The organism is Streptomyces sp. CB02056 (genome assembly GCF_001905545.1).
GTDB lineage: Bacteria > Actinomycetota > Actinomycetes > Streptomycetales > Streptomycetaceae > Kitasatospora.
The window spans coordinates 62739-77736 of record NZ_LIPD01000002.1 but is presented as its reverse complement, the minus strand read 5'-3'; the positions used below and the strand labels follow the sequence as shown (position 1 = coordinate 77736).

Annotated in this window: 11 protein-coding genes; 3 read left to right on the top strand and 8 right to left on the bottom strand. The window is 73.7% G+C overall.

The features are described 5' to 3' along the window. Positions 1-47 precede the first annotated feature (47 nt). Both AMK13_RS43985 and rsmI read right to left on the bottom strand, forming a co-directional pair. On the bottom strand, positions 48-473 hold the full coding sequence (locus AMK13_RS43985; RefSeq protein WP_181970659.1) for a hypothetical protein: 426 nt from the start codon (positions 471-473) through the stop codon (positions 48-50). Between the two features lie 235 nt (positions 474-708). Further along, the gene (gene rsmI, locus AMK13_RS04460; RefSeq protein ID WP_074001274.1) at positions 709-1578 is read right to left on the bottom strand and encodes a 16S rRNA (cytidine(1402)-2'-O)-methyltransferase; all 870 of its coding nucleotides are present in this window, start codon (positions 1576-1578) and stop codon (positions 709-711) included. Between the two features lie 106 nt (positions 1579-1684). Between rsmI and AMK13_RS04455 the strand changes: the two genes are divergently transcribed. Both AMK13_RS04455 and AMK13_RS04450 read left to right on the top strand, forming a co-directional pair. Then, positions 1685-3466 (top strand): dolichyl-phosphate-mannose--protein mannosyltransferase, encoded by a 1782-nt coding sequence (locus tag AMK13_RS04455; RefSeq protein WP_079271913.1) that lies wholly within the window; start codon positions 1685-1687, stop codon positions 3464-3466. A 186-nt stretch (positions 3467-3652) separates the two neighbouring features. After that, positions 3653-5422 carry a penicillin-binding transpeptidase domain-containing protein gene (locus AMK13_RS04450; protein WP_074001273.1) on the top strand — a complete coding sequence of 590 codons (1770 nt, stop codon included), beginning with the start codon at positions 3653-3655 and terminating at the stop codon, positions 5420-5422. Positions 5423-5474: 52 nt separating this feature from the next. On the opposite strand, the gene AMK13_RS04445 is transcribed toward AMK13_RS04450, so the two are convergent. The 6 genes from AMK13_RS04445 to AMK13_RS04420 form a co-directional block, all read right to left on the bottom strand. After that, a complete protein-coding gene (locus AMK13_RS04445; RefSeq protein ID WP_079271849.1) occupies positions 5475-6911 on the bottom strand; it encodes a glycosyltransferase 87 family protein in 1437 nt (478 codons plus the stop codon). A 128-nt stretch (positions 6912-7039) separates the two neighbouring features. Next, positions 7040-8599, bottom strand: coding sequence for an amino acid permease (locus AMK13_RS04440; RefSeq protein ID WP_079271848.1), 1560 nt, complete (start codon positions 8597-8599; stop codon positions 7040-7042). Positions 8600-8777: 178 nt separating this feature from the next. Then, on the bottom strand, positions 8778-10286 hold the full coding sequence (locus tag AMK13_RS04435; RefSeq protein ID WP_079271847.1) for a penicillin-binding transpeptidase domain-containing protein: 1509 nt from the start codon (positions 10284-10286) through the stop codon (positions 8778-8780). After that, positions 10286-11617, bottom strand: coding sequence for an FtsW/RodA/SpoVE family cell cycle protein (locus tag AMK13_RS04430; protein ID WP_074001271.1), 1332 nt, complete (start codon positions 11615-11617; stop codon positions 10286-10288). The genes AMK13_RS04435 and AMK13_RS04430 overlap by 1 nt, the downstream gene beginning before the upstream one ends. Positions 11618-11806: 189 nt before the next feature. Further along, positions 11807-12490 (bottom strand): ABC transporter, encoded by a 684-nt coding sequence (locus tag AMK13_RS04425; protein WP_241852754.1) that lies wholly within the window; start codon positions 12488-12490, stop codon positions 11807-11809. After that, complete coding sequence (locus AMK13_RS04420; RefSeq protein WP_074001270.1) at positions 12487-13338, bottom strand: ATP-binding cassette domain-containing protein; 852 nt, start codon at positions 13336-13338, stop codon at positions 12487-12489. The genes AMK13_RS04425 and AMK13_RS04420 overlap by 4 nt, the downstream gene beginning before the upstream one ends. Before the next feature lie 331 nt (positions 13339-13669). On the opposite strand from AMK13_RS04420, the gene AMK13_RS04415 reads away from it, so the two are divergent. Beyond that, positions 13670-14998 (top strand): VWA domain-containing protein, encoded by a 1329-nt coding sequence (locus AMK13_RS04415; RefSeq protein WP_074001269.1) that lies wholly within the window; start codon positions 13670-13672, stop codon positions 14996-14998.

Here is a 14998-nt window from a genome sequence, read left to right as displayed (position 1 = left end):
CCGAGTTGTTCCCGGCCGGGGGCGGTCCCCGTTCCGTCGCCCCGGTGTCAGCCCAGCAGCCGCGACCAGAACCGGGCCCAGCGTCCGCGCGGCCGGGTGGGCTCGGCCGCCGCGGGCGCCCCGGCCGGCTCGGCGTGCGCCGGGTAGCCGGGGGCGTGCTGCCAGGCCTGGTCGGCGGAGGCGACCCGGCCCTCGCGCATGATCCGCACGGTGTGGCCGCCGCAGCCCGGGCAGGTCGGCTTGAGCAGCGGGGACGGCACCCGGACGCCGTTGGCGTGGTACTCGAACACGACGTGCCCGTCGTTGGCCACGTGGTGTTCGATGTCGTACGCCTGCTCCCAGCCGTACCCGCAGCGCAGGCACGCGAAGGAGTAGGCCTCCCGTACGGTCTCGACGGGAGTGTGCGGCCGGCCGGCCAGACCGGCGGTGCTCAGTGCGCTGCCACTGCGGGGGGTACCGACTACATCGCTCATGGCCGTCTCCCAGCGCCCGCCGGACGCTCGTCCGGCTGGGTCTTTCCCTTCCAGGAAATGCCCGGACCGCCCCGGCCGATGCCCGGCTTGTGAAGACTTGGATGCGCGTTGGTCAGACCTATACGAAAATCCTCGCAGGGTCCGGGAAGCGCGGCCGAAACTTCAGCTCAGCTGGTGTTTACCGGGGCCTTCTCTCCACGGTACGACTCCCCGTGAGCAACGCAACCCCCGGAATTCACCCCTTTCCCAGGCCGCTTCCCAGGCCTTCCCGCTTCGCCGCCACGACCGCGTCGAAGACCTCCCGCTTGGGCAGCGAGAGCTCCACCGCGACGGCCGCGATGGCCTCCTTGCGGCGCTCCCCGGCCTCCTCGCGGACGGCCACCAGCCGGGCCAGCTCGGCCGGGGTGAGCTCCTGGGGCGCGGCCGGCGGGGCGCCGGCGACCACGACGGTGATCTCGCCCCTGACGCCCTCGGCCGCCCAGGCGGCCAGCTCGCCGATCGGCCCGCGCTTGACCTCCTCGTAGGTCTTGGTGAGCTCGCGGCAGACGGCGGCCGGCCGCTCCGGCCCGAACGCCCCGGCCATCGCGGTCAGCGCCTCGGCGATCCGGTGCGGCGCCTCGAAGAAGACCATGGTGCGCGGTTCGGCGGCGATCGAGGCGAGCTGCCGGGCCCGGTCGCCGCTCTTGCGCGGCAGGAAGCCCTCGAAGGTGAAGCGGTCCACCGGCAGGCCGGACAGCGCGAGGGCGGTGAGCACCGCCGAGGGCCCGGGCACCGCGGTGACCTTGACGTCGGCGGCCACGGCGGCGGCGACCAGCCGGTAGCCGGGGTCGGAGACCGAGGGCATGCCGGCGTCGGTGACCAGCAGCACCCGGGCGCCGCCGAGCAGCGCCTCGACCAGTTCGGGGGTGCGGCCGACCTCGTTCCCCTCGAAGTAAGAGACCACCCGGCCCGCCGGGGTCACCCCGAGTGCCTGGGTGAGCCGGCGCAGCCGCCGGGTGTCCTCGGCCGCGATCACGTCCGCCGTGGCCAGTTCGTCGACGAGCCGGGGCGGGGCGTCCGAGACGTCGCCGATGGGGGTGCCTGCGAGAACGAGTACTCCTGTCACGGTCCCCATCCTCGCAGCTGTCGGGCGCCCGGGGTTTTTGGTGACGATTCGGTCAGCTTCCGAGGGAGCGGACACGCGTGCGAAGAGCGCCCCTACGATGTGGCGGATGAACGGCGACACGGCGGCCCAGGCGCCCACTGGTACGGACCACTCCGCGTACGGCGGCGTCGGCCTGCCGTCCCCCCGCCCACCGCAGGACGGGCCGGCCGGCTGGCGCGAGCGCCTGGCCCGGTTCGGCTACACGGCCCGCCCCACCGGGACGCTCACCGAGCGCCTGGCCCCGCCGATGCCGGACGGCCCCCGGGTGACGCCCCGGGACGTGCCGCAGTCGCCGCTGCTGCTGCGGCTGGGCGTCTCGCTGCCGCAGGGCCTGTGGTTCTTCCTCTGCCGCTGGGCCGGCTGGCTGGGTCCGGTCGCGGTGGCGGTCTTCGCCGGCCTCCTGCGGTTCACGAACCTGGGGCAGCCGCACGCGATCATCTTCGACGAGACGTACTACGCCAAGGACGCCTACGCGCTCTGGCACGGCGGCTACGAGATCAACTGGCCGGAGGACGCCAACACCACGATCATGACGCCGGGCGCGGCCGTCCCGTACCGGGCGACGCCCTCGTACGTGGTGCACCCGCCGGTCGGCAAGTGGATCATCGGCCTGGGCGAGCAGCTGTTCGGCATGAACCCCTTCGGCTGGCGGTTCGCGGTGGCCCTGCTCGGCACCCTGTCGGTGCTGATGGTGGCCCGGATCGCCCGCCGGATGTTCCGCTCCACCCTGCTGGGCTGCGTGGCGGGCCTGCTGCTCGCGGTGGACGGCCTGCACCTGGTGCTCAGCCGGGCCGCCCTGCTCGACCTGGTGGTGATGTTCTGGACCCTCGCCGCCTTCGGCTTCCTGCTGCTGGACCGCGACCGCACCCGGGCCCTGCTGGCCCGGCGGCTGGGCGGGGTCGAGGACGCCCGGCTCGCCCAGCGGCTGGGCCTGGGCTGGCGCCCGTACCGGATCGCGGCCGGCGTCTGCGTCGGCCTGACCTGCGCCACCAAGTGGAGCGGTCTGTACGTCGCGGCGGCCTTCGGGCTGCTCACGGTGCTCTGGGACGTCGGCGCCCGCCGCCTGGCCGGCGCCCCGCGCCCGTTCGTGGCGGTGCTCGCCCGGGACGTGCTGCCGGCCTTCGTCTCGGTGGTCGTGGTCGCGGTCGCGGTCTACATCGCGTCCTGGTGGGGCTGGTTCGCCAGCAGCACCGCTCCCGGCCAGGGCGGCTGGGGCCGGGACTGGGCGGTCGGCCGCTCCACCGACTTCCCGTGGATACCCGAGGCCCTGCGCTCGCTGTGGCACTACCACACCACGGTCTACGAGTTCCACGTCGGCCTGAGCGACCCGCACACCTACCAGTCCAACCCGTGGTCCTGGCTGGTGCTGGGCCGGCCGGTGTCCTTCTTCTACGAGTCCCCCAAGTACGGCCAGGCCGGCTGCACCGCCGCCGACTGCGCCCGCGAGGTGCTGGGCATCGGCACCCCGCTGCTGTGGTGGACGGGCATCGCGGCGCTGGCCTACTGCCTGTGGCGCTGGGTGGCCCGGCGGGACTGGCGGGCCGGCGCGCTGCTCTGCGGCCTGGCCGCCGGCTACCTGCCCTGGTTCGCCTACCAGCAGCGGACGATCTTCCTCTTCTACGCGGTGGTCTTCGTCCCGTTCCTGGTGCTCGCGGTGACGATGCTGATCGGCGCCCTGATCGGGCCGGCCGGCGCCTCCCGGGACCGCCGGATCATCGGCTCCGCGGCGGCCGGACTGCTGGTCCTGCTGATCGTCTGGAACTTCCTCTTCTTCTATCCGCTGTTCACCGGGCAGACCATCCCGCTGGAGGACTGGCGCCGCCGGATGTGGTTCAACACCTGGATCTGACCCGCCGCCCCGGACACACCGCGTTCCCGCGAACCGTCCGTATGCGGTGCACAACACGTACCAGATCCGTCACAAGTGCCGGGCGATTCGCCGGCGCACCGATCCGCGCTGCCTAGGGTGGAGGGGTACCGCGTTTCCGGCCCCGCCGGTTGCGCCCGGCCGCGAGACCCCTGGGGGACCTGCACCATGCGCAGTGGCGCGAAGATCGGCATCATCACCGGCGTGTCCATCGCCGTCCTCGCGGGCGGCGGCTACGGCGTGTACAGCCTGGTGAGCGAGTCGGACGGCGTATCCGGTGGCAAGAAGCCGCGCACCGTGGTCGCCGAGCCGCCGACCGCCGACCAGGCGACGGCCGGACTGAAGGACTTCCTGACGGCCTGGGCGGCCGGCGACATCGCCAAGGCGGCCTCGCTGACCGACGACCCGGCCGCGGCCACCGCCGGTCTGACCGCCTTCCGGGACCAGGTCAAGCCGAGCGCGCTGACCCTCACCCCCTTCGGCCCGACCACCCAGCAGGTCTTCTCCGCCGCCACCGGCACCCCCGCCCCGGCCGCCAAGCCGACCGCCGGGGCCTCCGCGACCCCGGGCGCCACCGGCACGCCGGGCGCCGGCGACTCGCCGTCCGCGGCCGCCACGCCCGCGCCCACCGGCACGCTGATGTCCTACAAGGCGCGCGCCGAGTTCGCGGGCACCAACCGGGCCTGGGACTACCAGGGCTTCCTGGGCGTCGTGAAGATGAGCGACAACACCCCGGCCGTGCACTGGGCGCCGTCGGTGATCCACCCCCACCTGTCCGGCAACGAGACCATCGCCGTCCAGCCGGTCTTCGCCCCGCCGTCCACCGTGGTCGACCGCAACGGCAAGCCGGTCCAGGGCGCCTCGCTCACCCAGTCGCTGCTGACCACCCTCCAGGACAACGCCAACAAGCTGCTGCCGCCGGACCCGGCCAAGGACCAGGACGCGGGCAGCGCGGTGGTGATCTCCGACCCGGCCGGCAAGGGCCCCCAGGACAAGCTGTTCACGATCGTCGAGCCGAAGCCCGGCAAGCCGTTCAAGCTCACCATCGACAACACCCTCCAGGCCGCCGCCGAGAAGGCGATGACCGACCTGGCGGGCAAGCCCGGCTCCATCGTCGCGATCGAGCCGAGCACCGGTCAGGTGCTGGCCTTCGCCAACTCGCCGGCCACCGGCCAGAACCGGGCCTTCGCCGGGCTGCTCGCCCCGGGCTCGACGATGAAGATCGTCACCTCGGCGGCGCTGCTGGAGAACGGCGTCAACCCGGACACCGTGGTGGCCTGCCCGGAGAAGAGCAGCAACCCGCACGCGATCCCGAACTCGTTCCCGGGCGCCTTCCCGAACAACACGCTCCAGCAGGACTTCATGATGTCCTGCAACACCGCCTTCATCAACCAGGGCCTGACCAGCCTCAAGCCCGAGACGCTGAACGGCACGGCCAAGGACGTGTTCGGCATCGGCCTGGAGTGGAAGACCGGCCTGCCGAACACCGACGGCAAGGTTCCGGCGGCGCCGGGCAGCAAGGACGAGCAGGCCATGAACTACATCGGCCAGGGCAAGGTCCAGATGAACCCGCTGGCCATCGCCTCGGTCACCGCCACCGTGCAGAGCGGCGAGTTCAAGCAGCCGATCCTGGTCGCCGAGCTGCCGCAGCAGAAGGCCGCCCGCCCGCTCTCCCCGGACGTCGACGCCAAGCTGAAGGCGATGATGGCGGCCACCGCCACCGGCGGCACCGCCAGGGACGTGATGGCCGGCATCACCGACAACGCGGGCGCCAAGACCGGCTCCGCCGAGGTCGCCGGGGTCGACGTCACCAACAGCTGGTTCACCGCCTACCGCGGCAACGTCGCGGTGGCCGCCGAGGTGCAGGGCGGCGGCCACGGCGTGGACGCGGCCGGCCCGGCCGTCGCCTCCATCCTGAAGGCCGCCGGCGGCCGCTGAGCCCCCGCAAGCCCCCGCCCGCCCGGAGCCGGGCGGGCCGCCGACAGCCCGCTCAGCCTCGCGGCAGGGCGGGCTGCGGCCTTCCCCGCCGCACCCGGCCCGGCGGGACCGGGCGCCGGCTGCTCCAGCGCCGGGCCGCCAGCCGGGGCCAGATCACCAGCACCGCCGGCAGCGCCAGGTACCCGAACCGCCCGGCCGGGGCCAGCATGAAGGCGATCGCGAGCCCGGCGGCCAGCAGGTCGGCCGCGGCGATCGCGGAGACCGGCGGCCGGGCCAGCAGCCAGATCGCCACCGCGACCAGGGCCACGGTCATCAGCGCCAGCGAGATCGCGTGCCCGGTCGGCCCGAAGCCGGCCAGCACCTTGCCGGGCAGCGGGCTGCCCGCCGGGGTGCGGATCGCCGTCATCCCGAGCGGGAAGCGCACCACCTGTTCGCGCAGCGCGTCGGCCTGGGTCAGCGCGGAGGGCAGGATCACCAGCGCGCTCACCCCGACCCCGATCAGCGCGGTCCGGGCCGCCGGGCGCCGGCCGTACAGCCGCCAGAGCAGCAGGACGGCCACCGGCAGCGCGGGCCAGGCCGTCCACTTCAGGGTGCAGGCGAGGGCGAGCACCAGCCCGGCGGCGACCGTGCGGTCCCGCTCGGCGAGCGCCATGGCCAGGCAGCAGACGCCGATCAGCGGCAGGTCCACCCCGCCGACCACCAGGGCGAGCGCGATCAGCGGCGAGGCGGTGAGGACGGCCAGCGGCAGCAGCGGCGCGCGCCCGTCGCCGCCGCCGGGGCGGGCGGGCCGCAGCAGCCGCCAGGCGGCCAGCATGCAGACGAAGAAGGTCAGCGCGAACCAGATCCGGGCGTCCCCGGCGACCCGCGCGACGGCGGTGGAGTCGCCGAACAGCTGGCGCGGCATCCCGAACAGGGACATCGCCGGCAGGTACGGGTTGTAGTCGGTGACCACCGCCGGGTGCGGCAGGTACGCGGTGCCGGTGGTGAGCAGCAGGTGGGCCGAGCGTTCGACCACCATGACCTCGGACTGGTGGCGGCCCTGCAGGGCGAGCAGCCCGAGCGGCACCAGGACGGCCCCGACCAGGGCGACCGAGGCGGCCGCCTTGGCCGCGAAGCGGCGCGGCAGGGTCAGGCAGAGCACTCCGGCCAGCACGTAGCCGGGGGCCGCGATCAGGCCCCACTGCCGCTGGTTGGGCAGGTCGGAGACGAGCGGGAAGGCGGCGGCCCAGCCGGCCGCGACGAGGCAGCCGAGCAGTTGGACGGTCCGTGTCGAGGCGAGCCCGGCCAGCCGGGCGGTGTTCAGCCGGGCGGGCGTGGGCGGAAACGTGCTCTCGCCGCGCTGGCGGGGGAAGGGCCGGACGGAGAGGCCGCGCTGCGGCCGTCGTGGCCTGGCCGGCGCCTCGGTCGTGGAGGTCTGGGCCGGCGTTCCGCCGCGGCCGGTGAAGCGGCCGCGCGGGCGGGGGTAGCCGGGCGTGCGGGTGCTCACCATGGTGGAAGGTTATGGGTGGGAGCCGGGCCCTGTCGCCATGGTGTCGGACACCGGACGGGCGTTGGCGTGAAAAGGGCCGCCGGACGCGGTGGCGGTCGGCGGCCCTTCACACGGGGTTTGCCTCCGGGTCAGCCGGCGGCGCTGTCCGAGGGCGCGGACTGCGGCTCGGCCTGCTCCAGCCGGGAGTGCTTGATGCTGTAGCCGAAGTAGACGACCACGGCGACGACGAGGGCGATCGCCCCGGCCCGGAAGGTGTCGGCGTGCAGGCCGGTGATCAGGTAGACGCAGAAGCCGACGCTGATCAGCGGGACGACGGGGTAGCCGGGCACCTTGAAGCCGCGCGGCAGGTCGGGCTGGGTGCGGCGCAGCACGATCACGCCGATCGAGACCACCGAGAAGGCGATGAGCGTCCCGAGGCTGGTGATGTCGGCCAGGACCCGCAGCGGGATGAACGCGGCCAGCGCGCCGACGCCGAGGCCCACCACGACGGTGTTCCAGACCGGGGTGCCGCTGCGCGGGGAGAGCCTGGCGAAGCGCTTGGGCAGCATGCCGTCGCGGCCCATCGAGTACAGGATGCGGGTCTGGCCGTAGATCACCACGAGGGTGATGCTGAAGATCGAGACGATCGCGCCGATCGCGAAGACGATCGCGGGCCAGCTCTGGCCGGTGATGTCCTGGAGAATCTGGGCGAGGCCGGCCTCCTGGCCGTCGAACTTGGTCCACGGCTGGGCGCCGATGCCGGCCAGCGCGACCAGGATGTAGAGCAGGGTCACCACGACCAGCGAGATGATGATCGCCAGCGGCAGGGTGCGGCGCGGGTTCTTGACCTCCTCACCGGCGGTGGACACGGCGTCCAGGCCGATGAAGGAGAAGAAGATGCTGGACGCGGCGATCTGCACGCCGCTAATGCCGAGCGGCATGAACGGGGTCAGGTTGCCGGAGTGGAAGCCGGTGAGCGCGATGCCGATGAACATCAGCAGGATCGCGATCTTGATCGCGACCATCACCGCGTTGACCTTGACCGACTCGCTGACGCCGCGGATCAGCAGGAAGCAGACCATGAAGACCAGCAGCAGCGCCGGCAGGTTGAACCAGTGGCCGCTGTCCGGCGCCCCGGAGAGCTGCTCGGGGATCGTGACCCCGAAGGTCAGGTCGAGGAACTTGTTCAGGTACTCGGCCCAGGTCACCGCGATCGCGGAGGCCGAGACGCCGTACTCCATCAGCAGGCAGATGCCGACGGCGAAGGCGACGCCCTCGCCGAGGGTGGCGTAGGCGTAGGAGTACGAGGAGCCGGAGACCGGGATCGCGGAGGCCATCTCGGCGTAGCAGAGCGCGGTGAGCCCGGCGGTGACCGCGGCGATCACGAAGGACAGGATGACGGCCGGGCCGGCCGAGGGCACCGCGGTGTTCAGCACGAAGAAGATGCCGGTGCCGATGGTCGCGCCGATGCCGATCGAGGACAGCTGCCACAGGCCGATCGAGCGGCGCAGGTGGATGCCGGAGCGCCCGCCCTCCTCGGGTGCGCCGGCCGGGAGGACGTCCTCGCCTTCGGTCTCGGCGATCAGTGTCGAGACGGGCTTGCGTCGCAGCAGACGCGCACCGATGGTGTTGCTGGCCAAAACCACGGTCCTTCTGGGCGGGGGAGGGTGTCCTTGCAGTCGGTCACCCGACGTGCCAGGGGGTGTCATCGGGGACCAACCGAACAAACATGGGACAGTACCCCGCGAAAGCACCAGTGTCGCAAACGAACAGTCCCAACCAGCGCATTGTACGAATCGGCGCATATCGATGTACAAACCGGACACTTCGTAAACGGCGCATCCTCCGCCCGGTCGCTAAAGCAGCAGCTCAGCGCACCTGCGGAGATCATCCGCCGAGCACCGCCCGCATCACCGACCGGGCGATCGGCGCCGCCAGCGCGCCACCCGTGACGTCCGTGGCCCCGCCGTCCTCGACCACCACGGCGACCGCCACCGGCGGCACCGCGTCCGAACCGGCCGGCGCCGCCCAGGCGATGAACCAGGCGTACGGCGTCCCGCTGTTGCCCACCCCGTGCTGGGCCGTCCCGGTCTTGCCGCCGACCACCGCCCCGGCGATCCGGGCGTTGCCGCCGGTGCCGTTCTCCACCACGCCGGTCATCAGCCCGCGCACCTGCCCGGCCACCGCCGGGGTCATCGCCCGCCGGTACACGGCCGGCTTCATCAGCTGCACCGTGGTGCCGTCGCTCCTGGTCAGCCGGTCCACGAGCTGTGGCCGCATCACCGTCCCGTCGTTGGCCACCCCGGCCGCGACCATCGCCATCGTCAGCGGGGTGGCCGCCGTGTCGAACTGCCCGATCGAGGAGAGCGCCAGCTGCGACTCGTCCATCCGGGTGTCGAAGTTCGACCGGGCAGCCCGCACCGGGACGTCCAGCCTCGCGTCGTTGAAGCCGAGGTTCCCGGCCATCTCGGCCATCCGGTCCAGGCCGGTCCGCACCCCCAGGTAGCCGAGCACGCTGTTGCAGCTGGCGGTCATCGCGGCGGCCAGCGACAGGTCGGCCCGGTCGCAGGCCGGGGTGTCGTTGACCAGCGGCGTGGTCGTGCCGGGCAGCACGTACGGGAAGGGCGCTCCGGTCGGCGCGGCCGGGTCGGTGACCACCCCGGCCGCCAGCGCGGCCGCGGCGGTGACCACCTTGAAGGTCGAGCCCGGCGGGTAGGTCTGGCGCAGCGCCCGGTTGAGCATCGGCTGGTCGGCGTCGGCCTGCAGCCGGTTCCAGGCCTCCTGGTCGTCGGCGCCGTACCCGGCGAAGGAGCCCGGGTCGTAGGAGGGCGTGCTGGCCAGCGCCAGGATCCGCCCGGTGGCCGGCTCGATCGCGGCGACCGCCCCCTTCTGGTCGCCGAGCCCGCGCATCGCGGCCTGCTGGGCGGCCCGGTTCAGCGTGGTGTGGACGTCCCCGCCGGGGTTCTGCCGGCGGGAGACGGCGTCCCAGACCGACCAGCCCGCCAGCCGGCCGTCGGTGCCGGTCAGCAGCTCGTCCTCGGTCCCCTCCAGCTGGGTGGTGCCGTACGCCTGCGAGGCGAAGCCGGTGACCGCCGCGTAGGTCGGGCCGTCGGTGTAGCCGCGCTTGTACGCGTACCGGCCGCCGGTCGGCTCGGAGCCGGTCACCGGGTCCGGGCCGACCAGGATGTCGCCGCGCGGCTGGGCGTACCGCTCGACGGTGAGCCGCTGGTTGGCGCTGTTGCGGTCGAGGTCCTGCGCCTGGAACACCTGCACCCGGGTGGCCTGCACGCACAGCGCCGCGACCAGCAGCAGGCAGAAGGTGCCCGCCCGGCGCCCGGTGACCGAGATGCCGGGCAGCCCCTGCGGGCCGTTGCCCCTGGCCCGGACGCGCGCCATCAGACCTCCCCGGGCACGGGCCGGCGGGCGTCGTCGCTCATCCGCACGAGCAGCGCGACGATGATCCAGTTGGTGACCACCGAGGAACCGCCCTGGGCGATGAACGGCATGGTCATCCCGGTCAGCGGGATCAGTGCGAGCACCCCGCCCGCCACCACGAACACCTGGAGGCCGACGATCGCGGCCAGCCCGATCGCCAGCAGCCGCCCGAACGGGTCGCGCAGCGCGATGCCGGTCCGGAAGCCCCGCGAGACCAGCGCCGCGTACAGCAGGAACACCGCGGTCAGCCCGGTCAGCCCGAGCTCCTCGCCGATCGTGGCGAGGATGAAGTCCGACTTGGCGGCGAAGCCGATCAGCACCGAGTGCCCGTTGCCGAGCCCGGTGCCCAGCTCGCCGCCCCAGGCGAAGGCGAACAGCGACTGGGCGATCTGGTTGGCGCCCCGGCCCGCCTCGATCGAGCCCAGCGGGTCCAGCCAGTCCGCGACCCGGCTGTGCACGTGCGGCGAGAGCCAGCCCACCGTCACCGCCCCGACGGCGGCCAGGCCCAGGCCGATCGCGATCCAGCCGGTGCGCGCGGTCGCCACGTAGAGCATCACCACGAACAGGCCGAAGAACAGCAGCGAGGTGCCGAGGTCGGTCTCCAGCACCAGGACGCCGACGAACGCCGCCCAGATCAGCAGCACCGGTCCGAGCACCCGCCCGCGCGGCAGCTGCCAGCGCCAGACCCGGCGGCCGGTCAGCGCCAGCGCGTCCCGGTGCACCGCCAGGTACGCGGCGAAGAAGACCGCCAGCAGGATCTTGGCGAACTCCCCGGGCTGGAAGGAGAGCGGCCCGATCACGACCCAGATCCGGGAGCCGTACACCGGCGGGAAGAAGATCGGCAGCACCAGCAGGACCAGCGCCACCAGCGCCCCGACGTACGCGTAGCGCCGCAGCCGCCGGTGGTCGCGCACCAGCAGCACCACCGCGATGAACAGCGCCACCCCCAGCGCCGACCAGAGCAGTTGGGTGGAGGCGGCGCCGCGCCCCGGGGTGGCCCGGTCGAGCCGGTAGATCACCACCAGCCCGATCCCGTTCAGCAGCACCGCGATCGGCAGCAGCAGCGGGTCCGCGTACCGGGCCCGCCACCGGACCACGGCGTGCGCCGCCAGGGCGAGCACGCCCAGCGCGGCGCCGTACTCGGCCGCGTCGGCCGGGACGTGGCCGTCCAGGTTGACGCCGACCTCGACGTAGCCGAACACGGCGATCAGGACGGCGCCGACCACCAGGACGAGCTCGGTGGTGCGCCTGGTCGGCACCGGCCGGCTCGGCCCGGCGGCGGATCTCGGCACGGCGGAGGGTGTCGCCACGGACCGTCCTGGGGGTCGCGGTCTAGCGGGGAGGGTCCGGGCGCCGGTGCGGCGGCGCCCGTGTCCCGGTTCGTCACCCTAACGAGTGCTATCCGTATTTTTGACACTCCGCCACGGTGTGTCCGCCGATGCCCGAATCACCCGGGCCCGCCGATCCGCCCCCGGCCCTCACTACGGCCGCCGCCCGGCCAGCGCCGCCACCCCCGCGCCGACCGCCGCCAGCAGGACGGCGGCGGCCAGCAGGCTCGGCCACGGCACCGCGACCCGGCCGGTCCGGGCCGCCGACACCAGCCCGCGCACCGCCGCGTTGGCCGGCGAGGCCGGCACCACCAGCAGCAGCGTGGCCAGCCCCAGCGCCGCCGGGATGCCGTACTGCGCGTGGACCAGCACCGGACGGTTCGCCACCGCCCCGGCCAGCACCCCCAGCAGCGCGCAGACCACGGAGGCCACCAGCCCGGCCAGCACCGCCGGCCCGGTCCCCGGTTCCTGCCGCGCCCCCTGGCCGACCACCGGCCCGCTGGTCCACCAGACCGCCGCCACCTGACCGACCGCCAGCACCAGCGACACCGTCAGCGCCGCCAGCAGCGCCCCCAGGTGGACCCGGACCGGGCCCGCCGCCGCCACCAGGCAGGCCCGCGAGGCCGGCGGCTCCGCGCTCAGCGCACTGCGCACGTACCAGGCGCTCACCGGCAGCAGCACCCCCGCGCCGAAGCCGAGGCCGCCCAGCAGCGGGTCCCCCGCCGCCACCCCGACCACCAGCAGCACCGCGTACGCCAGGAACGGCGGCAGCCAGGCGTGCGAGCGCAGCAGCAGCTCCAGGTGGTACCGGGTCAGCGCACCGATCCGCGCCGTCACCGCTCCCCCTCCTCGCGCCGACGCACCGCCAGCACCCGGACCGCCGGGCGGCCCAGCAGCAGCCGGCGCAGCAGCGCGTCCGAGTGCGCGGCCGGCACCGCCAGCCGCACCGCCGTCCCGGCCAGCGCGGTGACCTCCGGCGCCCCCGGCAGCGCCGTGGGAAGCGGGGCGCCGTCCGGGACGTCCACCTCGACCTCCATCACCGGGCCGCCCGCCGCCGGCTCCGGCACCCCGTCCTCGACCGGCCGCAGCACGCCGTCCGCACCGACCCGGTACGCGGCGCTGGTCACCCCGGCCAGCCGGGCCGGGTCGTGGTCGACGAACAGCACCGTGCCGCCCGCCGCCGCCCGCTCGGCGGCGGCCTCGTCCAGCACCGCCCGGGCCTCCGGGTCCAGCCCGGTCCACGCCTCGTCCAGCAGCAGCACCCGCGCCTCGGGGAGCAGCGCCTGGGCGACCGCGACCTTCTGGCAGGTGCCCTTCGACAGCCGGCTCAACGGCGTGCCCGCCCGGTCCGCGACACCGAACCGGTCCAGCAGCTCCCCCGCCCGCCGCCGCGCCCGCTCCGCCGACAGCCCGTGCACCCGCCCCACCCGCAGCAGGTAGGAGGCGGCGTCGAAGGGCAGCGCCGGCGGGAAGCGCTCGGGCACGTACGCCGCCGGGCCGGGCCGCGCCACCCGCCCCGTGCTCGGCCGCTCGATCCCGGCGACCAGCCGCAGCAGCGTCGACTTGCCGCTCCCGTTCCGCCCGGCGATCCGCACCAGCTCGCCCGGCCCGACCGCCAGGTCGACCCCGCGCAGGATCCACCGCTCCCGCCGCCCGTACCGCTTGCCGACCGCCGTCAGCTCCATCGCTCCCCCCGCCCCAGTCCGTCGTGAAAGGAAGGCTATCCACGCCGCGTAAGACCGCCGTGAACGTACGGATTCCCCAGCTGTGCGCCGGAGTTCACGCCGGAGCTGGTTGAGGCACGATCCGGGCCCGTTTCGCCATCGCGAACTGATGATCCCCAGGGCGTGTCCGACAATTGGCGTCGGATCAGGGCGCGGCGTCGGGGTGCGTGCATCGCAAGGCGGAGGAGGGAGTCCATGCGGAGCATCGGCGACCGACGACAACGCGGCGAGGTGCGTGCACCGGCGTCGCGCACCCGGCGGGAATTGTCGGACACGCCCTAGGATCGGCCGGGTGACTACCGGACGACGACCACAGACCAGGCTCGGCAGCCTGCTGGCAGCAGTGGCGATAACGGGCGCCTCACTGCTCCTCGGCCTGCCCGCCCACGCCGACGAACCATCAGCCGGCGCCGCTCCCGCGACCAAGGAGGCGCCCCGGGTCGACCTCGTCCTGGACGTCAGCGGCTCCATGCGCGAGGCGGACATCCAGGGCAAGAGCCGCATCGCGGTGGCCCAGCAGTCGCTGAACGAGGTGATCGACGCGCTGCCCGCGGAGACCGAGTTCGGCATCCGCACCCTGGGGGCGAACTACCCCGGCAACGACAAGGCCCAGGGCTGCCAGGACACCAAGCAGCTGTACCCGGTCGGCAAGACCAACAAGGTCGAGGCCAAGACCGCCGTCGCCACCCTGCGCCCCACCGGCTGGACCCCGATCGGCCTGGCCCTGCGCGGCGCCGCGCAGGACCTCGGCAAGGGCGAGACCACCCGCCGGGTGGTGCTGATCACCGACGGCGAGGACACCTGCACCCCGCCCGACCCCTGTGACGTCGCCCGCGAACTCGCCTCCCAGGGCATCCACCTGGTGGTCGACACCCTGGGCCTGGCCCACGACGACAAGACCCGCCAGCAGCTGCTCTGCATCGCCAACGCGACCGGCGGCACCTACACCGACGTCCGCACCCAGGAGCAGCTCACCGACAAGGTGAAGCAGCTGGTCGACCGCTCCAACGACACCTACACGGTGACCCCGGTCAAAACCACCGGCACCGACAAGTGCGAGAGCGCCCCGGTGCTCGCCCCGGGCGTCTACACCGACCGTGAGAAGTTCTCCGAGCACCGCGTCTACAAGGTCCCGGTCAAGTCCGGCCAGGAGCTGCGCGCCTCGGTCAGCGTCGCCCTCGACCGCCCGGTGGCCCGGGACTACGGGGTGCTGCTCCAGGCCACCAGCGCGACCGGCCAGGAACTGGTCCGCGGCACCGACGCCGGCAGCAGCCGCACCGACGTGGTCTCCACCGGCCTGCGCTGGTCCACCGACGACTCCAAGGGCTACGTCACCGCGAGCCCCACGGCCACCAAGGACTCCAAGGAGAAGCCGGAGACCACGGTCTGCCTGGTCGTCAGCAACTCGCTGGCCCCGCAGGCCGGCGTGCTGGCCGACCCCGGCCTGCCGCTGGAGCTGACCGTCGACCTGGCCTCCGCCTCGCCCGCCCCGGAGGGCGCCGCGATGGGCCTCGGCCGCGGCTGGATCCTGCTGCTCACCCTCACCCTGGCCGGCCTGGCCTTCGGTCTGGTCTTCGGCTGGATCGCGCGCTGGCGGATCGCCGTCTGGCGGGAGAACTGA